The sequence below is a fragment of the Streptomyces hainanensis genome (assembly GCF_004348415.1).
Lineage (GTDB): Bacteria > Actinomycetota > Actinomycetes > Streptomycetales > Streptomycetaceae > Streptomyces > Streptomyces hainanensis.
Map to the genome: position 1 here is coordinate 1 of NZ_SMKI01000091.1, position 19394 is coordinate 19394.

General features: G+C 73.2%; 19 protein-coding genes. 14 read left to right on the top strand and 5 right to left on the bottom strand.

Going from position 1 to position 19394, the window contains the following annotated elements; genetic code table 11:
* Positions 1-2: 2 nt before the first annotated feature.
* Entirely contained in the window at positions 3-848 is an 846-nt protein-coding gene (gene prcB / locus E1283_RS11120) for a proteasome subunit beta (protein ID WP_132817799.1), read from the bottom strand.
* 414 nt (positions 849-1262) lie between these two features.
* Here prcB and E1283_RS11125 point away from each other — a divergent pair, with 414 nt between their 5' ends.
* The 12 genes from E1283_RS11125 to E1283_RS11180 all read left to right on the top strand — a co-directional run bounded on the left by E1283_RS11125 (position 1263) and on the right by E1283_RS11180 (position 14094).
* Positions 1263-3077 carry a 3-hydroxyacyl-CoA dehydrogenase family protein gene (locus E1283_RS11125; RefSeq protein WP_132817800.1) on the top strand — a complete coding sequence of 605 codons (1815 nt, stop codon included), beginning with the start codon at positions 1263-1265 and terminating at the stop codon, positions 3075-3077.
* A gap of 53 nt (positions 3078-3130) precedes the next feature.
* Positions 3131-3889: a TetR family transcriptional regulator gene (locus E1283_RS11130; protein WP_132817801.1), complete on the top strand. Its 759-nt coding sequence runs from the start codon at positions 3131-3133 to the stop codon at positions 3887-3889.
* Positions 3890-4154: 265 nt separating this feature from the next.
* Complete coding sequence (gene ccrA / locus E1283_RS11135; RefSeq protein WP_132817802.1) at positions 4155-5543, top strand: crotonyl-CoA carboxylase/reductase; 1389 nt, start codon at positions 4155-4157, stop codon at positions 5541-5543.
* Position 5544: 1 nt separating this feature from the next.
* Complete coding sequence (locus tag E1283_RS11140; RefSeq protein ID WP_132817803.1) at positions 5545-7542, top strand: protein meaA; 1998 nt, start codon at positions 5545-5547, stop codon at positions 7540-7542.
* Positions 7539-8492 carry an HpcH/HpaI aldolase/citrate lyase family protein gene (locus tag E1283_RS11145; protein WP_132817804.1) on the top strand — a complete coding sequence of 318 codons (954 nt, stop codon included), beginning with the start codon at positions 7539-7541 and terminating at the stop codon, positions 8490-8492. The genes E1283_RS11140 and E1283_RS11145 overlap by 4 nt, the downstream gene beginning before the upstream one ends.
* A gap of 68 nt (positions 8493-8560) precedes the next feature.
* The gene (locus E1283_RS11150; RefSeq protein ID WP_132817805.1) at positions 8561-9031 is read left to right on the top strand and encodes a MaoC family dehydratase; all 471 of its coding nucleotides are present in this window, start codon (positions 8561-8563) and stop codon (positions 9029-9031) included.
* A 1-nt stretch (position 9032) separates the two neighbouring features.
* Positions 9033-10262 carry an acyl-CoA dehydrogenase family protein gene (locus E1283_RS11155; RefSeq protein ID WP_132817806.1) on the top strand — a complete coding sequence of 410 codons (1230 nt, stop codon included), beginning with the start codon at positions 9033-9035 and terminating at the stop codon, positions 10260-10262.
* A gap of 183 nt (positions 10263-10445) precedes the next feature.
* On the top strand, positions 10446-11093 hold the full coding sequence (locus tag E1283_RS11160; RefSeq protein ID WP_132817807.1) for a phosphatidylserine decarboxylase: 648 nt from the start codon (positions 10446-10448) through the stop codon (positions 11091-11093).
* Positions 11094-11181: 88 nt separating this feature from the next.
* On the top strand, positions 11182-11952 hold the full coding sequence (gene pssA, locus E1283_RS11165) for a CDP-diacylglycerol--serine O-phosphatidyltransferase (RefSeq protein WP_132817815.1): 771 nt from the start codon (positions 11182-11184) through the stop codon (positions 11950-11952).
* Positions 11953-12084: 132 nt separating this feature from the next.
* The gene (locus E1283_RS11170) at positions 12085-12729 is read left to right on the top strand and encodes an MBL fold metallo-hydrolase (RefSeq protein ID WP_132817808.1); all 645 of its coding nucleotides are present in this window, start codon (positions 12085-12087) and stop codon (positions 12727-12729) included.
* Between the two features lie 59 nt (positions 12730-12788).
* The gene (locus E1283_RS11175; RefSeq protein WP_132817809.1) at positions 12789-13568 is read left to right on the top strand and encodes an exodeoxyribonuclease III; all 780 of its coding nucleotides are present in this window, start codon (positions 12789-12791) and stop codon (positions 13566-13568) included.
* A 97-nt stretch (positions 13569-13665) separates the two neighbouring features.
* Positions 13666-14094 (top strand): DUF6278 family protein, encoded by a 429-nt coding sequence (locus tag E1283_RS11180; RefSeq protein ID WP_132817810.1) that lies wholly within the window; start codon positions 13666-13668, stop codon positions 14092-14094.
* Here the strand turns inward: E1283_RS11180 and E1283_RS11185 are convergent.
* Both E1283_RS11185 and E1283_RS11190 read right to left on the bottom strand, forming a co-directional pair.
* On the bottom strand, positions 14070-14876 hold the full coding sequence (locus E1283_RS11185; RefSeq protein ID WP_132817811.1) for a GntR family transcriptional regulator: 807 nt from the start codon (positions 14874-14876) through the stop codon (positions 14070-14072). The two genes, E1283_RS11180 and E1283_RS11185, sit on opposite strands and share 25 nt — an antisense overlap.
* Positions 14877-14947: 71 nt before the next feature.
* A complete protein-coding gene (locus E1283_RS11190) occupies positions 14948-15691 on the bottom strand; it encodes a hypothetical protein (RefSeq protein WP_132817812.1) in 744 nt (247 codons plus the stop codon).
* 137 nt (positions 15692-15828) lie between these two features.
* Here E1283_RS11190 and E1283_RS11195 point away from each other — a divergent pair, with 137 nt between their 5' ends.
* Together E1283_RS11195 and E1283_RS11200 are read left to right on the top strand one after the other, a co-directional pair.
* On the top strand, positions 15829-16671 hold the full coding sequence (locus E1283_RS11195) for a nitrilase-related carbon-nitrogen hydrolase (RefSeq protein ID WP_132817813.1): 843 nt from the start codon (positions 15829-15831) through the stop codon (positions 16669-16671).
* Positions 16668-18020 carry an aspartate aminotransferase family protein gene (locus E1283_RS11200; RefSeq protein WP_425086155.1) on the top strand — a complete coding sequence of 451 codons (1353 nt, stop codon included), beginning with the start codon at positions 16668-16670 and terminating at the stop codon, positions 18018-18020. The genes E1283_RS11195 and E1283_RS11200 overlap by 4 nt, the downstream gene beginning before the upstream one ends.
* 51 nt (positions 18021-18071) lie before the next feature.
* Here E1283_RS11200 and E1283_RS11205 read toward each other — a convergent pair whose 3' ends face one another.
* A complete protein-coding gene (locus E1283_RS11205; RefSeq protein WP_132817814.1) occupies positions 18072-18749 on the bottom strand; it encodes a DUF305 domain-containing protein in 678 nt (225 codons plus the stop codon).
* A 98-nt stretch (positions 18750-18847) separates the two neighbouring features.
* Positions 18848-19318: a DUF6153 family protein gene (locus E1283_RS11210; protein ID WP_243744760.1), complete on the bottom strand. Its 471-nt coding sequence runs from the start codon at positions 19316-19318 to the stop codon at positions 18848-18850.
* Between the last annotated feature and the right edge of the window lie 76 nt (positions 19319-19394).

Genomic DNA, 19394 nt, shown 5'->3' on the forward strand with positions numbered 1-19394 from the left:
CGTCAGAGGGTCGGCGCGGTCGGGCCGTCCGGGCGCTCGCGCCGCTGGTCGAGCACGGCGCGGGCCAGTTCGGCCACCCGGCTCACGGGCAGCCGGCGGTAGCCGTCCTCGGTGATCAGCGCGACGCCGGGGAAGAGCGCGCGGGTCAGGTCGGGCCCGCCGGTGGCGGTGTCCTCGTCGGCGGCGTCGTAGAGGGCCTGGATGACGACGGTCACGACGTCCTCCTCGCTCATCCCCTCGCGGTGGAGCTTCTTGAGCGAGCCGCGGGCGAACGGCGAGCCCGAGCCGGTGAAGGCGAAGCCGAACTCCTCGGAGTGGCCGCCGGTGATGTCGAAGGAGAAGATCCGGCCCCGGCGGGCGGTCAGGTCGTAGCCGGCGAACAGCGGGACGGCGGCGAAGCCCTGCATGGCCATCGGGAGGTTGTCCCGGATCATGGCGGTCAGTCGGTTGACCTTGCCGACCAGCGAGAGCGGGACGCCCTCGACCTTCTCGTAGTGCTCCAGCTCCAGTTGGAAGAGCCGCACCATGTCGATCGAGAGCCCGACGGTGCCGGAGATGCCCACCGCCGAGAACTCGTCGGCCGGGAAGACCTTCTCGCCGTCGCGGTGGGCGATCATGTTGCCGGCGGTGAACCGGCGGTCGCCGGCGAGCAGCACGCCGTCGGCGTAGGAGGCGGCGACGATGGTGGTGCCGTGCCGGACGTCCGCCGCGCCGCGCACGGCCGGGACCTCGCGCCCGGCCGGCAGCAGGTCGGGCGAGTGCGCCCTGAGGAAGTCCACGAACGACGACGAGCCCGGCGTCAGAAACGCGGCCGGCAGCGGCCCCTGCCCCGAGACATCAGCGGACATCGTTTTCCCCTCTCCTCCCGCGGCCCCCGGATGGATCACCGCTCGGACGGACGCTGCCCATCGTAGGCACACCGCATGTCCGTGATCACCGCGCGAACCGACGCCGAGGCCGTCGGTCTGGCCAGGATCGAGGGGTGGCGGCACGCCTGTCGGGGGCTGGCGTGCGGGACACGTTCGAGATCGCGGGGACGCCGATCGACGAGGTCCGCTACGCCCGCACGTGACCCGCGCCACAGCGGAAGGGACCGCGCCGGGGGGTTCCGAGGCCGACACCGACTCAGTACGCTGCTCATCAGAGCGCTATCCGGCTCATGCGATGTGGTGACGCGACCGCGAACCCGACGGCCGGCCTCCGGGACAGGGGCCCGCCGGCGAAGGGTTCGTCCCTGCCCGGTCGTCATCCTGGAGTCCCCCATGCAGTCCGCCACCCAACCTCCCCCGCGACTCGCCGTCGAACAGCCCGCCGTCGCCGCCGTGTTCCCGACCGTCGCCGTCGTGGGGCTCGGCACCCTCGGCGTCGGCCTCGCCACCGCCCTCGCCCGGTCGGGACGCCGGGTGATCGGCGTCGACGTCTCGCCGGCGGCCGGCGCCCGCGCGCTCGCCGCACAGGCCGCACAGGCCACGGAACCCCTGGCGAACGGACCTTCCGCGAAGCCCCGGTTCACCGTGCACACCGAGCTGCGCGCCGCGGGCGCCGCCGACCTGGTGATCGAGGCGGTGCCCGAGGACTACCCGCTCAAGCTCGCCCTGTTCACCGCCCTCGACGGGATGGTCGGCCCCGCCACCGTCCTGGCCACCACCACCAACGCGCTGCCCGTCACCCGGCTCGCGGCCGAGACCGCGCGCCCGGCGCGGGTGGTCGGGCTGCACTTCTTCCACCCGGTCCGCGCGATGCGCCTGGTCGAGGTGGCGTCCTCGGTGCTCACCGCGCCCGAGACGCTGGCCGCCGTCACCGCGCTCGCCCGCGACCTGGGCAAGGAACCGCTGCCCGCCGGCGACCGTCCCGGACTCCTCGCGGACGGGCTGCTGTTCGGCTATCTCAACCAGGCCGCCGCGATGTACGAGTCGCGCTACGCCACCCGCGAGGACATCGACGCGGCGATGCGCCTCGGCTGCGGGCTGCCGATGGGCCCGCTGGCGCTGCTCGACCTGATCGGCGTCGACACCGCGCGCGCCGTGCTCGACGCCCTCCACCAGCGGACCGGGCGCCGACCGCACGCGCCCGCGCCGGTGCTCGGGCAGTTGGCCGAGGCGGGCATGACGGGACGCAAGGCGGGCCGCGGCTTCTACACCTACCGGGCGCCGCACAGCGGTGAGGTGGTGCCGGACGAGCTGACCCCGGACGGCCGGGGGCCGCTCGCCGAGCCGCGCCCTGTGGCGTCGGTCGGCGTGGTCGGCTCCGGCACCATGGCCGCCGGGATCGCCGAGGTGTGCGCGGCGGCCGGGCTGCCGGTCATGCTGGTGGCGCGGGACGGGGCGAAGGCGGCGGCCGCCGTCGACCGGGTCGCGGCCTCGCTCGGCCGGCGGGTCGCCAGGGGGCGGCTCGACGCCACCGAGCGGGACGCCGCGCTGGCCCGCCTCAGGCCGTCCCACACGCTCGACGCGCTCGCGGACGCCGACCTGGTGGTCGAGGCGGTGGTCGAGGAACTGGCCGTCAAGCGGCGGCTGTTCACGCTGCTCGACGCCGTCTGCCGGCCGGGTGCCGTACTGGCCACCACCACCTCGTCGCTACCGGTGATCGCCTGCGCCAGGGCCACCGCGCGGCCGGCCGACGTCGTCGGCCTGCACTTCTTCAACCCGGCGCCCGCGATGCGCCTGGTGGAGGTGGTGCGCACGGTCCTCACGGGCGACGCGGCGCACGCCACCGCCCACGCCCTCTGCGCCGCGATCGGCAGGCACCCGGTGGACTGCCGCGACCGGGCCGGCTTCGTCGTCAACGCCCTGCTCTTCCCCTATCTCAACGACGCCGTGCGGATGGTGCAGGAGCACTACGCGACGCCGGCCGAGATCGACACCGCGATGCGGCTCGGCGGCGGCTACCCGATGGGGCCCTTCGAACTCCTCGACATCGTCGGTCTCGACGTCGCGCTGGCCATCCAGCGGACCCTGCACCACGAGTTCCGCGAGCCGGCGCTGGCCCCGGCGGGCCTGCTGGGCCAGCTGGTGGCGGCCGGCTGCCTGGGACGGAAGACCGGGCGGGGCTTCCACGACCACGGGCGCCCGCGCTGACCGGCGCCGAAACGGCGGCGCGTCGGAAATGCGGGATGGAGTAGTTTCGCCTCATGGCCCAGCCCGTGAAGTCCGTCCGACCCCAGGTTTCCCACCAGCGCCTCAAGGTGCGCCGGCAGCTCGCCGCCGCCGCCATGGAGCTGTTCGTGAGCAAGGGGTACGAGGCCACCACGGTGGACGAGATCGCCGCCACCGCCGGGGTCGCCCGCCGGACGTTCTTCCGCCATTTCCGGTCGAAGGAAGAGGCGATCTTCCCCGACCACGACGACACCCTGGAGCGCGCCAAGGCCGTGCTCGACGCCGCGCCCGCGCACGAGAACCCGATCGACACGGTGTGCCGCGGCATCAAGGAGGTCATGAAGATGTACGCGGCCTCGCCGGCCGTGTCGGTGCAGCGCTACCGGCTGACCCGCGAGGTGCCGGCGCTGCGCGAACGGGAGATCGCCTCGGTCGCGCGCTACGAGCGGCTCTTCACCAGCTACCTGCTCGGCCAGTTCGACGAGAACTCGCACAACGGGGACGAGCCGCTGCTGGCCGAGGTGGCGGCGGCCTCCGTGGTCACGGCCCACAACCACGTGCTGCGGCGCTGGCTCCGGCGGGACGGCGAGGGCGACGTGGAGGCCGAGCTGGACCACGCGTTCGCCATCGTGCGCCGCACCTTCGCCTCGCTGCCGGCGATCGCCGCCACCGCGCCGCCGCCGGCGGCCTTCGCCTCCGCCAAGGGCGAGGTGCTGGTCACGGTGGCGCGCACGGACGCGCCACTGAGCGAGGTCATGCGCACCATCGAGCAGGCCCTGACCGACCGGGCCTAGCCTCGCCCGGCCCGGCGCGGCACGTACCACCAACTCGTCGCTCAACTGGGCGCGCCACCTCACCACATGAGCGAGATTTTAGGCACGCAGTGCCTTGCGGAGCGGCACGGGGTGCCATACGGTACGGGAATCCGGGCGCTGTCCCACGCACTCGCGAGCGCCCGGCACGCCGCGTCACCACGCGAGCCGCGCACCACCGCGCTCCATGTTCACGCCGCACGCGCACCGCCAACTGTCGTGTTCCGCCTGCCTTCGGAGGCAGCCCGTGAAGGAGATCCTCGCGGCGATCGCCGCGCTGGACGACTCGGACGCCGACGCCGCGGACTTCGCCGCGCTCCCGCTCCCCGAGTCCTACCGCGCCATCACCGTGCACAAGGACGAGACCGCGATGTTCGAGGGTCTGCCGAGCCACGCCAAGGACCCGCGCGCCTCCCTGCACCTGGACGAGGTGCCGGTTCCCGCGGTCGGCCCCGGCGAGGCCCTGATCGCCGTCCTGGCCAGCTCGATCAACTACAACTCGGTGTGGACCTCGCTCTTCGAGCCCGTCCCCACCTTCGCCTTCCTCGAACGCTACGGCCGGCTCTCGCCGTCGGCCGCCCGCCACGACCTGCCCTACCACGTCATCGGCTCCGACCTGGCCGGCGTCGTGCTGCGCGTCGGCGAGGGCGTCAACGCCTGGCGCCCCGGCGACGAGGTCGTCGCGCACTGCCTGTCCGTCGAGTTGGAGTCCGCCGACGGGCACGACGACACCATGCTCGACCCCCAGCAACGCATCTGGGGCTTCGAGACCAACTTCGGCGGCCTGGCCGAGCTCTCCCTGGTCAAGGCCAACCAGCTGATGCCCAGGCCCCGCCACCTCTCCTGGGAGGAGGCGGCCTCGCCAGGACTCGTCAACTCCACGGCCTACCGGCAGTTGGTGTCCCGCAACGGCGCCGCCATGAAGCAGGGCGACAACGTGCTGATCTGGGGCGCGAGCGGCGGCCTGGGCTCCTACGCCACCCAGCTGGTGCTGGCCGGCGGCGCCACCCCCGTGTGCGTCGTCTCCAGCCCGGAGAAGGCCGCCCTCTGCCGCCGGCTGGGCGCCACCGCCGTCATCGACCGGAACGCCGAGGGCTACCGCTTCTGGCGCGACGAACACACCCAGGACCCGCGCGAATGGCGGCGGTTCGGGGCCCGGATCCGCGAACTGACCGGCGGCGAGGACGTCGACATCGTGCTCGAACACCCGGGGCGCGAGACCTTCGGCGCCAGCGTCTACGTCACCCGCCGCGGCGGCACCGTCGTCACCTGCGCCTCCACCACCGGCTACCAGCACGCCTACGACAACCGCTACCTGTGGATGAGCCTCAAGCGGATCGTCGGCTCGCACTTCGCCAACTACCGCGAGGCGTGGGAGGCCAACCGGCTGGTCGCCAAGGGCCGGATCCACCCCACGCTGTCCCGGGTCCACCCGCTGGACGCGGCCGGCCAGGCCGCCCACGAGGTGCACGCCAACCTCCACCAGGGCAAGGTGGGCGTCCTCGCCCTCGCGCCGGCCGAGGGGCTCGGGGTCCGCGACCACGAGACGCGGGCGCGCCACCTCGCCGCCATCGACCTGTTCCGCACGCCGGCCGCCGCACCCGTCGCGGGCCAGCCCGTCGGGAGCGGAGCCTGAGATGGCCCGCCGCGACCGCCCCTGGCTGATGCGCACCTACGCGGGGCACTCGACCGCCCAGGCGTCCAACGCGCTCTACCGGCGCAACCTGGGCAAGGGCCAGACCGGCCTGTCCGTCGCCTTCGACCTGCCGACCCAGACCGGCTACGACCCGGACCACGCGCTGGCCCGCGGCGAGGTGGGCCGGGTCGGCACCCCGGTCGCCCACCTCGGCGACATGCGGCAGCTGTTCGAGGGCATCCCGCTGGACCGCACCAACACCTCGATGACCATCAACGCCACCGCCATGTGGCTGCTGGCCCTCTACCAGGTCGTCGCCGAGGAGCAGGGCGCCGAGCCCACCATGCTGCGCGGCACCACCCAGAACGACATCGTCAAGGAGTACCTGGCCCGCGGCACCCACGTGTACCCGCCGGGGCCCTCGCTCCGGCTCACCACCGACACCATCACCTACGCCGTCAGCCACCTGCCGCGCTGGAACCCCGTCAACGTGTGCAGCTACCACCTCCAGGAGGCGGGCGCCACGCCCGTCCAGGAGATCGCCTACGCCATGACCAGCGCCATCGCCGTGCTCGACGCGGTGCGCGACTCGGGGCGGATCAGCCCGGGGCGGATCGGCGACGTCGTCGGCCGGATCTCGTTCTTCGTCAACGCCGGCGTCCGCTTCGTCGAGGAGATGTGCAAGATCCGGGCGTTCGGGGAGATCTGGGACCGGCTCACCCGGGAGCGCTACGGCGTCACCGACCCGGCCCAGCGCCGCTTCCGGTACGGCGTGCAGGTCAACTCGCTCGGCCTCACCGAGGCACAGCCGGAGAACAACGTGCAGCGCATCGTCCTGGAGATGCTCGCGGTCACGCTCTCCCGGGACGCCCGGGCCCGCGCGATCCAACTCCCGGCCTGGAACGAGGCGTTGGGTCTCCCCCGGCCCTGGGACCAGCAGTGGTCGCTGCGCATCCAGCAGGTGCTCGCCGAGGAGAGCGACCTGCTGGAACACGAGGACCTGTTCACCGGCAGCCACGTGGTGCGCGCGAAGACGGAGGCGCTGGCCGCCGAGGCGTGGGCCGAGATCGGGCGGGTGCAGGAGATGGGCGGCGCGCTGGCCGCCGTCTCCTCCGGCTACCTGAAGTCACGACTTGTCGACTCACACGCCCGCCGCCGGGCCCGCGTGGAGAGCGGCGAGGAGCGGATCGTCGGCGTCAACTGCTACCCCGAGACCGAGCCCAGCCCGCTGACCGCCGGTCCCGAGGCGGCCGTGCTCACCGTGGCCCCGGCCGCCGAGGCGCCGGTGGTCGAGGCGCTGCACCGCTGGCGCGCCCGACGCGACCGGGCCGCGGCGCGCCGCGCGTTGGACGCGCTGCGGCGCACGGCCGAGACGGACCGGAACCTGATGTTCCCGACCCTGGAGTGCGCCCGCGCCGGGGTGACCACCGGCGAGTGGGCGGACGCGCTGCGCGGGGTGTTCGGCGAGTACCGGGCGCCCACCGGGGTCGGCGGCGCCGGCGCGGCCGGCGCCGCGGCGCCCGACCCGGCGCTGGCCGCCGTCCGCCGGGCGGCCGCCGACACGGCCCGCGCGCTCGGCGTGGGCCGGCTGCGGCTGCTGGTGGGCAAGCCGGGCCTCGACGGGCACAGCAACGGCGCGGAGCAGATCGCCGTCCGGGCCAGGGACGCCGGCTTCGAGGTGGTCTACCAGGGCATCAGGCTCACCCCGGCGCAACTGGTGGCGGCGGCGGTGCAGGAGGACGTGCACTGCGTCGGCCTGTCGATCCTCTCCGGCTCGCACGTGGCGCTGGTGCCTGACGTCCTCGACCGGCTGCGGGCGGCGGGCGCGGGCGACGTGCCGGTGGTCGTCGGCGGCATCATCCCGGCCGGCGACGCGGCGGCACTGCGGACGGCGGGCGTCGCGGCGGTGTTCACCCCGAAGGACTTCGGCATCACCGGAATCATCGGCCGTATCGTCGACGAGATCCGCCTCGCCCACCACCTGGAGGTTGTGCCATGATCCGCCCCCGCCGCTCCTGCCTGGCCGTGCCGGGCAGCAACCCCCGCTTCCTGGAGAAGGCCCAGGGGCTGCCGGCCGACCAGGTGTTCCTCGACCTGGAGGACGCCTGCGCGCCGCTCGCCAAGGAGGGCGCGCGGCACGCCGTCGTGAAGGCGCTGAACGAGGGCGACTGGGGCGCCAGGACGCGGGTCGTGCGGGTCAACGACTGGACCACGGAGTGGACGTACCGCGACGTCATCACGGTGGTGGAGGGCGCCGGCGCCAACCTGGACTGCCTGATGCTCCCCAAGGTGCGGAACGCCGAGCAGGTACGGGCGTTGGACCTGCTGCTGACCCAGATCGAGCGGACCATGGGCCTGCCGGTGGGCCGGATCGGCATCGAGGTCCAGATCGAGGACGCGCGCGGCCTGGTCGAGGTCGACGCGATCGCGGCCGCGTCGCCGCGTCTGGAGACCCTGGTGTTCGGCCCGGCCGACTTCATGGCCTCGATCAACATGAAGTCGCTGGTGGTCGGCGAGCAGCCGCCGGGCTATCCGGCGGACGCCTACCACTACATCCTGATGCGGATCCTGATGGCCGCCCGCGCCAACGGCCTCCAGGCCATCGACGGCCCCTACCTCCAGATCCGCGACGTCCCCGCCTTCCGCGAGGTCGCCGGCCGCGCGGCCGCCCTGGGCTTCGACGGCAAGTGGGTGCTGCACCCGGGCCAGATCGAGGCGGCCAACGAGATCTTCTCGCCGACCCAGGAGGACTACGACCACGCCGAACTCATCCTGGACGCCTACGAGTACCACACGTCGGCGGTGGGCGGCGCGAAGGGCTCGGCGATGCTGGGCGACGAGATGATCGACGAGGCGAGCCGCAAGATGGCGCTCGTCATCGCCGGCAAGGGCCGGGCGGCCGGCCTCCCCAGGACCAGCGCCTTCCACCCGCCGTCCGACGACCGCTGAGGTCGTCCGCCGGGGATCGACCCCCGTGACCACCCGTGACCACCCGTGACCACCCGTCCGGAGGACTCATGCGATTCGGCCGACTCTACGAGGAGTTCGACGTCGGGGACGTCTACCGGCACTGGCCGGGCAAGACCGTCACCGAGTACGACGACCACCTGTTCTGCCTGCTCACCATGAACCACCACCCGCTGCACCTCGACGCCGAGTACGCCGCGCGGGAGACCGAGTTCGGGCGGAACGTCGTCGTCGGCAACTACGTGTACTCGCTGCTGCTCGGCATGTCCGTGCCGGACGTGTCGGGGAAGGCGATCGCCAACCTGGAGGTGGAGTCGTTGCGGCACACCGCGCCCACGTTCCACGGGGACACGGTGTACGGCGAGACGGCCGTGTTGGCCAAGCGGGTGTCGCGGTCCAGACCGGACCGCGGCGTGGTGACCGTGGAGACCCGCGGACACAACCAGGACGGCACGCTGGTCTGCGTCTTCCGGCGGAAGGTGCTGGTGCCCACCGCCGGGCGCCAGGACGGGGGGCGGTGAGATGCGGCGGCTGGCGCGCACCGAGGGGCTGACCGAGGTCCAGCGGGAGATCGTCGAAACCGTAAGGGAATTCGTCGACAAGGAGATCCTTCCGGTCGCCGGCGAACTGGAGCGCCGGGACGCCTACCCGGAGGAGATCGTGGCCGGGCTCCGCGCGTTGGGCCTCTTCGGGCTGACCGTCCCCGAGGAGTACGGCGGGCTCGGCGAGTCGTTGCTGACGTACGCGCTGTGCGTGGAGGAGATCTCCCGCGGCTGGATGAGCGTGTCCGGCATCGTCAACACCCACTTCATCGTGGCGCATCTGCTCGTCCACCACGGCACCCCCGAGCAGCGCGCGCGCTTCCTGCCGCGGATGGCGACCGGCGAGGTCCGTGGCGCGTTCTCGATGTCCGAGCCGGGCCTCGGCTCCGACGTGTCGGCGATCACCTCGCGCGGGGTCCGGGCCGCCGACGGCGGGTTCCGGCTGACCGGGCAGAAGATGTGGTTGACCAACGGCGGGACGGCCAACCTGGTTGCCGTCTTGTGCCGGACGGACGAGGGGTTGCCCGAGGACGCCCCGCCGCATCGCTCGATGACGACGTTCCTGGTCGAGAAGGAACCCGGATTCGGCCGGATCGGTCCTGGCCTCACCATCCCCGGCAAGATCGACAAGATGGGCTACAAGGGGGTGGACACCACCGAAATGATCATGGACGAGCTGCCCGTTCCCGCCGACCGGGTGCTCGGCGGCACGACCGGCCGAGGTTTTTACCAAATGATGGACGGGGTCGAGGTGGGACGGGTGAACGTGGCCGCGCGCGGGTGCGGCGTCGCGTTGCGCGCCTTCGAGCTCGGCATCGCCTACGCGCAGCGACGCCACGCCTTCGGCCGGCCGATCGCGGAGCACCAGGCGATCCAGTTCCGGCTGGCCGAGATGGCGGTCCGGGTGGAGGCCGCGCACGGCCTGATGGTGCGGGCGGCACGCACCAAGGACGCCGGGCGGCGCAACGATCTGGAGGCCGGGATGGCCAAGTACCTGGCGGCCGAGTACTGCAAGGAGGTGGTCGAGCACTCCTTCCGGATCCACGGTGGCTACGGGTTTTCGAAGGAGTACGAGATCGAGCGGCTGTACCGGGAGGCGCCGATGCTGTTGATCGGCGAGGGCACGGCGGAGATCCAGAAGATGATCATCGGCCGGCGGCTGCTCGAGGCTGCTACTGATGATCGACGAAAGGGTCGCCAGGCGGGCTGAAATGTTCTGTTTGCCCAGGGCGAGACGGGTGCCCGAGAGGCGCGTACGGCCCCCGATCGGCCCGCTGGCTTGCCGAGTTACGGTCCGAGACCTATAGCATCGAGGCACGCGCACCGCTTCGGAGTCCGCTCCAGAGTGAGCGGAGGTGCACCGGTGCATTGTTCCCCGCTACGAAGGTTCCCCATGCCTTACCGCTCCACTCCTCAACCCAGCGGCCGGGTCCGACTGGCGCGCGGCGCCTCCCCTTGGCTGCTCCCCACCGTGGCCGCGGCCACGGTCAGCCTCGTGAAGGCCCGCCGTTCCGGAGCCTGGGCGGCCGTGGCCGTCCCGACCACGGCGCTGGCCGCCGGGATGCTGTGGTTCTTCCGCGACCCGGAGCGGGAGATCGGCCAGGGCCGGGTGCTCTCGCCGGCCGACGGCGTGGTACAGAGCATCATGCCGTGGCAGGACGGGCGGACCCGGGTGGCGATCTTCATGAGCCCGTTGAACGTACACGTGAACCGGGCCCCGGTGGCCGGCACGGTGGCCTCCGTCGAGCACGTGCCCGGGGGTTACGTCCCGGCCTTCGACAAGGAGAGCGAGAACAACGAGCGGGTCGTGTGGCGCTTCGACAGCGAGCTCGGCGACCTGGAGATGATCCAGATCGCCGGCGCCGTGGCGCGACGGATCGTGCCGTACGTGCCGCGGGGCTGCAAGGTCGAGCAGGGCGACCGGATCGGCCTGATCCGCTTCGGCTCACGGGTGGACGTCTACCTCCCGGAGGGCGTCGAGCCCGCCGTCGAGGTCGGCCAGCACACCACCGCGGGAGTGACGCGCCTTGACCGTGACTGAGCGATCCACCTCCGATACCACCAGGGCGCCCGCGGCGTCCTGGGTGGCGGACGACGACGACGCGGAGGTCGACGATCTGCCGCTGTCGATGCGGCTCTCGATAGCGGACACGCTGACGCTGTCGAACGCCACCTGCGGCTTCCTCGCCGTCTACTTCACCACCACGGGCGTGCTGATCCCGCACCTCACCGACAGCGGGGACGTCGGCGTCGTGCGGAACAACGCGGCGACCGCGGTGCTGCTCATGCTGCTGGCCTCCGTCTTCGACCTCTTCGACGGCCTGGTGGCCCGCAAGCTGCGGGCCTCGCCGATGGGCGCCGAGCTGGACAACCTGTCGGACCTGATCAGTTTCGGTCTGGCCCCGGCCTACTTCGTGCTGGTCTGGGGGATGGTCGTCGGGGACGTCCACGAACCGCTGTCGGCGCTCGCGGCGACGGTGGTGCTGTTGGCGGTGGTCCTCCGGCTGGCCAGATTCTCGTGCGTGACCATGCCGGACGGCGTCTTCCAGGGCATGCCGAGCCCGTTCGGCGCGCTCACCGTGGTCTCCATCGTGCTGCTGGAACTGCCCTTCACGCCGACGCTGCTGGCGATCCTGGGGGTGGCCTGGCTGATGGTGAGCCGGGTCGAGTACCCGAAGCCGCGCGGCACGCTGGCCGTGGCGATGCTCTCCTGGATCGTGCTGAGCATGGCCCTGCTGACCGCCTGGGCCTTCGACGCCCCCGGTGGCCTGCTGCTGCTCCAGACCGGCTGCGCGCTCCAGGTGGTGCTCGGCGCGGTGATCCCGCTGTTCGCCATGGCCCGCCGGGTCTACGCGTTCCGCGACAACCGGCGCGAGGCGAGGGCCGGCGCCGAGTCCTGAGCCGGGTCCGGCCCGCCACCGTGCGTTCCCACCGCCCGGTGCCCGTCCGAGGAGGACGGGCACCGGGCGGTTCCGCGTCCCGGCCCGGCCCGTCGTCGTCGGCTGTCGGTGGCCCGTAGCAGAATGGCCGGCATGGAGCTCACCAAGAAGGGCCACTCCTGCGTCCGCCTCCAGAAGGACGGCCGCACCCTGGTCATCGATCCCGGCGCGTTCAGCGAGGAGGACGCCGCCCTCGGCGCGGACGCGCTCCTCGTCACCCACGAGCACCCGGACCACTTCGACGAGGGCCGGCTGCGCGCCGCCCTCGACGCCTCCCAGGACACCGAGCTGTGGACGCTGCGCAGCGTCGCCGAGCGGCTGTCGGCGGCCTTCCCCGGCCGGGTGCACACGGTGGGCCACGGGGACGCCTTCGAGGCGGCCGGCTTCGAGGTCGAGGCGCACGGCGAGCTGCACGCGGTGATCCACCCGGACATCCCGCGGATCACCAACGTGGGCTTCCTGGTCGGCGGAGCGCTCTTCCACCCCGGGGACGCGTTGACGGTGCCGGGGCGCCCGGTGGAGACCCTGCTGCTGCCGCTGCACGCCCCGTGGAACAAGATCTCCGAGGTCGTCGACTACGTCCGCGAGGTGCGGCCCGAGCGGGCCTTCGCCATCCACGACGGGCTGCTCAACGAGGTCGCCCTGCCCGTCTACGGCCGCAACCTGGGCCCGCAGGGCGCGGGCGTCGCCCCCACCGAGTACACGCGGCTGGCCCCGGGCGAGTCCGCGGCCGTCTGAGCCCGCACGCCGGGAGTCCCCCCGCGAGTCCGAGAGCCCCACGATCCGAGAGAAGGCCGATGCGCGTCGCCACCTGGAACATCAACTCCGTCACCGTCCGGATCGACCGGCTGCTCGGCTGGCTGGAGCGCAGCGGCACCGACGTGCTCTGCCTCCAGGAGCTCAAGTGCGAGCCGGCCGCCTTCCCGACCGAGCGGCTGCGGGAGGCCGGCTACGAGGCCGCGGTGCACGCCGGTGGCCGGTGGAACGGGGTGGCGGTGCTCTCCCGGGTCGGTCTCGACGAGGTGGTGCGGGGGCTGCCGGGCGGCCCCGAGTACGACGGGGTGGCCGAGCCGCGGTCGGTGGCCGCCAGCTGCGGCGGGGTGCGGGTGTGGTCGGTGTACGTGCCCAACGGCCGCGAGGTCGGCCACCCGCACTTCACGTACAAGCTGGGCTGGCTCGGGGCGCTGCGGGAGGCGGTCGCCGAGGACGCGGCGGGTGCCCGGCCGTTCGCGGTGCTCGGCGACTTCAACGTGGCCCCGGAGGACGTGGACGTGTGGGACCGCTCGGTCTTCGAGGGGTCGACGCACGTGACCGGGGAGGAGCGGGCGGCGCTGGCCGAGCTGCGGGCGGCCGGCCTGTCGGACGTACTGCCGCGCCCCCTGAAGTACGAGCGGGCGTTCACCTACTGGGATTACCGGCAACTGGGTTTTCCGAAGAACCGCGGGATGCGGATCGACCTCGTCTACGCCAACGAGCCGTTCACCAAGCTGGTGACCGACGCGTACGCGGACCGCGAGGAGCGGAAGGGCAAGGGCGCTTCGGACCACGCGCCGGTCGTGGTCGACCTGGACCTGTGATGCCCCCGACTGTGACGCGGTCCGCTAACCGAATCTGTGAACAACTGGTGACATCCACTGGTGGCCGGTTGGGCCGCCGTGATGGGACCCTGGACGCATGAACATCCCTTTCCTGGACAACTGGCGCAAGCAGCACGCCGCCACGCCGACCGGCTCGTGGTCGGACCCCGAGGGGGTGGCCCAGCTGCTGTCGGAGTGCGAGCTGCTGCGGGCCCGTGCGCAGCGCGCCGGAGTCGTCCTGCGTGACGACTCCCCGAGGTCCCTGGAGGCCCTTGACCAGTTGTTGCCGAGGTGGCGGGATGATCCGGAGGAACTGCCCTGGCTGGCCAACGACGCCGGCCTCTTCCTCGGCACCGTGATCGTGCGCTCGGTGCCCGGCGCCTACTGGGCCCCCGGGCCCGACGGCCGGCCGGTCGTGGTGATGGCCTCGGGCCGCGAGGTGGACGTGGTGGCCACCGGCCACGAGTGGGCCGACACCGGGGCGCCCGAGCTGTTCCAGGCCTACGCGGAGGCCGCCGAGTCCTGAGCCATGGCCGGGTTGTCCTGGGTGAAGGCGATGTCGTACTCCAGGCGCCAGCGGTCGCCGAGCACCACCGTGTCCGAGGTCTCCACCGGGCGTTCCTCCGCGTCGTAGTGGGTGCGCTCCACGGCGGTGACGCACTGTCCCGGCGCGCAGCCGAGCGCCTCGGCCTCCGGGCTGGTGGCCGGCCGGGAGCCGACGATCTCGCGGGCGTGCACGACGCGGATGCCGATCGCCGCGAACCGGCCGCGCACCCCTCGCCTGGCGTAGGGGCCGCGCTCGGGGAAGACCACGTCGGTGCCTTCCGTCAGCGCCAACGGCTCCCAGCTGGTGGCGAGTTGGAGGGGGCGCCGGTCGGCGAGGTACTCGTACCTGGTGCACATCACGCGCTCGCCAGGCGTCAGCCCGAGCCGGACGGCGATGTCCGCGGGGGCGGCCGTGGTGGTGGACACCGCCTCCCAGGCCAGGTCGGGCGCGCCCCCCGCGGAGCCGGCGTCCGGCACGCTGAGCCGCGCGGCCAACGGGGAGTCGACGGCGGCGGTGGAGCGCACCAGGGCCCCGATCGGCACCCGGTCGCTGACGAACACCCCGCGGCCGAACTGCCCACTGGCGTAGCCGGCGGCCTTGAGCACCCGCACCGCCCGGTCGACGGTCTGGTCACTGGCGGCGTAGGCCCGCTTCAGTTCGGCCCGGGAGGGGATCCGGTCCCCCACGGAGAGCTCCCCCTCGTCGATCCGTCGGCGCAGATCGTCGGCGATCCGCTGGTACACCGGCCGGCTGTCGCCCATCCCCAAGACTCCTTCCACGGGCGGTCCGCGTTCCCGCCCGCCCGGACAGGGCTAGGCTACGTCACACCGGGTCAGAGATCCTTACTCGTCGTGAGCTTGGGTGCGGGGCTGGTGGCCGCGCGGGTCACGTCCTTCACGAGTTCGACGACGTCGGGCCCGTACGCCTGGGAGTTGACCACCTTGAGCAGCAGGCAGAAGGTGCCGTTCGCGCCGTGCTTGCGGGCCAGCCGCGCCTGGTGCCTGGCGAGGTAGCGGGCCGCGGCCTGGTGGGTCACCGAGCGCTGGCCGCAGACGAGGAACACCGGATGGCCCTGCTCGCCCGCGGTGAGCCGGGCCAGCAGCACGTGCTCGACCGAGCCGTTCTCCAGCCGGTAGCGCTCGCTTCCGACGAGGAACGCGCCGCGGTCCGGGCCCGGTTCGCTGTCGGTGTTGACGGCCACCCCGGGCAGCAGGCTGTGGACGTGGGCGGCGAGGCGGCGGTTCGCCACCGCGCTGCCGATGCAGAACTCGGTGCGTTCGCCGAAGCCCTGGCCGGTTGCCTCGCCGGATATCAGCCGGGAGTTGGCCCCGCAGGTGCGGATCACGGCGGCGAGTTCGAGCAGCGCGAACACGTCGTTGCGGGCGATCGCGCCGTCGGTGCCGGTGTCCCGGCTGACCACGAGCAGGCACTCGGAGTTGTCGGGCAGCCCGAAGAACCGTTGCAGCCGGCGCCGCGAGCGTTCGGTGAGGTGGCTCCGCAGGAACCACCCGAGCGCCAGTGCGGCGACGGCCGTGGCCGCGACGGCGATGAGGAGCGAGCGCGCGTCGTCATTCATGGCCGGGACCCTACCGGCGCGCGCCGGGGCGGACGAGCCCCCTCGAACCGGCGACGTTGCGCCGATGCCCTTGCCACGGTGCGTGACGGCTCCTAGCCTTCGTTCTCCGGCGCGGCGGCCGACGACGGGAGTGCTTGATGGCGGATGTGGTGCGTGCGGCCCTGGTGCAGGCGACATGGACGGGCGACCCGGCGTCGATGGTCGCCAAGCACGAGGAGCACGCCAGGGAGGCGGCCCGGCGGGGCGCGGGGATCCTGGGGTTCCAGGAGGTGTTCAACGCGCCGTACTTCTGCCAGGTGCAGGAGCCCGAGCACCACCGCTGGGCGGAGCCGGTGCCGGAGGGGCCGACGGTCGGCCGGATGCGGGAGCTGGCCAGGGAGACGGGGCTGGTGCTCGTGGTGCCGGTCTTCGAGGTCGACGGGCCGGGTTTCCACTACAACACCGCCGCGGTGATCGACGCGGACGGCACGGTGCTCGGCAAGTACCGCAAGCACCACATCCCGCAGCTGCCGGGGTTCTGGGAGAAGTACTACTTCCGGCCGGGGAACCTCGGCTGGCCGGTCTTCGACACGGCGGTCGGCCGGATCGGCGTGACCATCTGCTACGACCGGCACTTCCCCGAGGGCTGGCGGGAGTTGGGGCTGGCCGGCGCGCAGCTCGTGTACAACCCGTCGGCGACCTCGCGGGGCCTCTCCGCCCATCTGTGGCGTCTCGAGCAGCCGGCCGCGGCGGTGGCCAACGCGTACTTCGTCGCGGCGATCAACCGGGTGGGCCGGGAGCCCTACGGCGACAACGACTTCTACGGCAGCAGCTACTTCGTCGACCCGCGCGGCCGGTTGGTGGGCGAGGCGGCCAGCGACAGTGAGGAGGAACTGGTGGTCCGCGACCTGGACTTCGGGCTGATCGAGGAGGTGCGCCGGCAGTGGGCGTTCTACCGGGACCGGCGCCCCGACGCGTACCAGGGGCTGGTGCGGCCGTGAGCGGGCCGGCGACCGCACAGGCGGTGCGGACCAACGGGAGCCCCGAGGCGCTGCTCGGCCGGCACCGGGCGGTGCTGCCCGACTGGCTGGCCCTCTACTACGAGCGGCCCATCGAGCTGACCCACGGCGAGGGCAGGTTCGTCTGGGACGCCGAGGGCAACCGCTACCTGGACTTCTTCGGCGGCATCCTCACCACGATGACCGCCCACGCGCTGCCCGAGGTGGCGAGGGCGGTGGCCGAGCAGGCCGGCCGGATCCTGCACAGCTCCACGCTCTACCTCAACCGGCCGATGGTAGAGCTGGCCGAGCGGATCGCGGCGCTCTCCGGCATCCCGGACGCCCGGGTCTTCTTCACCACCTCGGGCACCGAGGCCAACGACACGGCGCTGCTGCTGGCCACCGCCTACCGCGGGTCCAACCAGGTGCTGGCGATGCGCAACGGCTACCACGGCCGGTCGTTCTCGACGGTCGGCGTCACCGGCAACTCCGGCTGGGCGCCGACCAGTCTGTCGCCGCTGCGCACCCTGTACGTGCACGGCGGGGTGCGCGGCCGGGGGCCGTTCGCCGAGCTCGACGACGCGGGGTTCACGGCGGCCTGTGTGGCCGACCTGCGCGACCTGCTCACCCAGACGAGGGGCGGGGTGGCGGCGCTGATCGCCGAGCCGATCCAGGGGGTGGGCGGCTTCACCTCCGGCCCCGACGGGCTGTTCGCGGCGTTCCGCGAGGTGCTGGCCGAGCACGGCGCCCTGTGGATCAGCGACGAGGTGCAGACGGGGTGGGGGCGGACCGGCGACCACTTCTGGGGGTGGCAGGCGCACGGCGCGAACGGCCCGCCCGACCTGCTGACCTTCGCCAAGGGCATCGGCAACGGGATGTCCGTCGGCGGCGTGGTGGCCAGGGCCGAGGTGATGAACTGCCTGGACGCGCACTCGATCTCCACCTTCGGCGGCAGCCCGGTCACCATGAGCGCCGCCCTCGCCAACCTGGCGTACCTCCAGGAGCACGACCTCCAGGGCAACGCGCGAAGGGTCGGCGGGCTGCTGATCGAGCGGCTGCGGGCCACGGCCGCCGGCCTGTCCGTCGTCCGGGAGGTGCGCGGCCGGGGCCTGATGATCGGCGTCGAGCTGGTGGCGCCCGGCACGGACGAGCCCTCTCCCGAGGCGGCCGCGCTGGTGCTGGAGGCCGCCAGGGAGGGCGGGGTGCTGCTCGGCCGGGGCGGCCCGCCGGGCACCGGGGTACTGCGCGTCGCCCCTCCCCTGTCGCTGACCGTGACGGAGGCCGAACAGGGCGCCGAGGTTCTCGGCCGGGCCCTGGCCACGGCGGAGTCCCGGCTGCGGGGCTCCTCGTAGGCCTGTCCGAACGGTCGGGCCGCCCGGGCCGGCCCGACCGTTCGGGGTGGGTCAGCCTGCCGAGGCGACGTCGATCAGGTCGTTCATCCGGGTGATCTCGTCGCTCTGGGTGGCGATGATCTCCGCGGCGAGGTCGAGGGCCGGCCGGTGGGCCCCGTCGGCCCGCTCGGTCTCGGCCATGGCGACCGCTCCCTCGTGGTGCTCGATCATCATCCGCAGGAACGCCGCGTCGAACTCCGGCCCCTCGGACTGCTCCAGGATGGCCAGGTCCTCCGACGCCATCATCCCGGGCATGTCGTGCTCGGAGTGGCCGCCGTCCTCGGTCTCGTCCTCGGCCGGGACGTCCTCGCCCCAGGCCGTCAGCCACTCGGTGAGCGTGGCGATCTCAGGCGCCTGGGCGGCCTCGATCTGCTCGGCGAGCGCGCTGACCTCGGGTGACTCGGCGCGGGTGGCGGCGAGCCCGGCCATCTCGACGGCCTGCCTGTGGTGCGGGATCATCCCCCGCGCGAACGCGACGTCGGCGTCGTTCCACTCCGCGTCGGAGCGGTCGGCGGGGTCGGTCTCGGCGGACGGGCCGGGGCTCCCGCCCTGGCCGTGGCCGCCGGAGTGGCCGGCGTCCGAGTCGGCGTCGCCGCAGGCGACGAGGACGGCGGCGGCCAGCAGGCCCGCGGCGGCCAGGGCGGTGGCGCGGCCGAGCCGGGCGCGCGGGGACGAACGGTGTGCGGTCATGGTGGTGCGACTCCTCGGTGCTTCAGGACTGTGCCTGGGCTGTACCTCTGAAAGGGGACCTGCGCGGGCGGCGGCCTGGTCGGTCGCCGCGGGTGCCCCTATATGCGGAGGAGTTGCAGTTCGCTGAGCGAGGGCGGGGCCCGGCCGCCCAGGTCGTGGCCCGGGCGCGGGGCCGGCACGCCGGTCGCGACGGCGTCGGTGACCACCGGGGCGGCCGAGGGGGCGGCCTGCGGCGCGGGCGTGCCGCCGACGGCGGCGGCCGCGCAGGTGGGGTCGGCGTGCTCCGGGTGGCCGCCGGGATCGTGGCAGTACCGGTCGGACGTGACTCCGGCCTCCACCCCGGCCTCCGCCTCGGCGTCAGCCGATGGCGTCGCCCCCGGCATCGTCCCGGCCGTCGCGCCGGATGGCGCTCCGGACGTCGCCGCCCCGTGCGCGGGCGCCGCCATGGCCGGGGAGGGGCCGAGGCCGTGCATGGCCAGCAGGCCGGCGAGCAGGGCGAGCACGGTCAACGGTCCCGCGGCCCAGCGCGGCACGTGGCCTACCGGGTGGGGGTATCGCTGCCGTGTCACGGGGCCATCGTAGGCCGCCGCCGGTCCGCACGGCCGGCGGGGCTCGCGTTGCGGGGGCGTGGGAGCGGTCGCAGGC

What these genes read in the sequence shown, in the direction of transcription:
- E1283_RS11145 (WP_132817804.1), top strand. Translation starts at nt 7,539, where the DNA reads ATGATCCGCCCCCGCCGCTCCTGCCTGGCCGTGCCGGGCAGCAACCCC.
- E1283_RS11125 (WP_132817800.1), top strand. Translation starts at nt 1,263, where the DNA reads ATGCAGTCCGCCACCCAACCTCCCCCGCGACTCGCCGTCGAACAGCCC.
- E1283_RS11140 (WP_132817803.1), top strand. Translation starts at nt 5,545, where the DNA reads ATGGCCCGCCGCGACCGCCCCTGGCTGATGCGCACCTACGCGGGGCAC.
- prcB (WP_132817799.1), bottom strand. Translation starts at nt 848, where the DNA reads ATGTCCGCTGATGTCTCGGGGCAGGGGCCGCTGCCGGCCGCGTTTCTG.
- E1283_RS11205 (WP_132817814.1), bottom strand. Translation starts at nt 18,749, where the DNA reads ATGACCGCACACCGTTCGTCCCCGCGCGCCCGGCTCGGCCGCGCCACC.
- E1283_RS11185 (WP_132817811.1), bottom strand. Translation starts at nt 14,876, where the DNA reads ATGGGCGACAGCCGGCCGGTGTACCAGCGGATCGCCGACGATCTGCGC.
- E1283_RS11195 (WP_132817813.1), top strand. Translation starts at nt 15,829, where the DNA reads ATGGCGGATGTGGTGCGTGCGGCCCTGGTGCAGGCGACATGGACGGGC.
- E1283_RS11130 (WP_132817801.1), top strand. Translation starts at nt 3,131, where the DNA reads ATGGCCCAGCCCGTGAAGTCCGTCCGACCCCAGGTTTCCCACCAGCGC.
- E1283_RS11190 (WP_132817812.1), bottom strand. Translation starts at nt 15,691, where the DNA reads ATGAATGACGACGCGCGCTCGCTCCTCATCGCCGTCGCGGCCACGGCC.
- E1283_RS11155 (WP_132817806.1), top strand. Translation starts at nt 9,033, where the DNA reads ATGCGGCGGCTGGCGCGCACCGAGGGGCTGACCGAGGTCCAGCGGGAG.
- E1283_RS11160 (WP_132817807.1), top strand. Translation starts at nt 10,446, where the DNA reads ATGCCTTACCGCTCCACTCCTCAACCCAGCGGCCGGGTCCGACTGGCG.
- pssA (WP_132817815.1), top strand. Translation starts at nt 11,182, where the DNA reads ATGCGGCTCTCGATAGCGGACACGCTGACGCTGTCGAACGCCACCTGC.
- E1283_RS11170 (WP_132817808.1), top strand. Translation starts at nt 12,085, where the DNA reads ATGGAGCTCACCAAGAAGGGCCACTCCTGCGTCCGCCTCCAGAAGGAC.
- E1283_RS11150 (WP_132817805.1), top strand. Translation starts at nt 8,561, where the DNA reads ATGCGATTCGGCCGACTCTACGAGGAGTTCGACGTCGGGGACGTCTAC.
- E1283_RS11175 (WP_132817809.1), top strand. Translation starts at nt 12,789, where the DNA reads ATGCGCGTCGCCACCTGGAACATCAACTCCGTCACCGTCCGGATCGAC.
- E1283_RS11180 (WP_132817810.1), top strand. Translation starts at nt 13,666, where the DNA reads ATGAACATCCCTTTCCTGGACAACTGGCGCAAGCAGCACGCCGCCACG.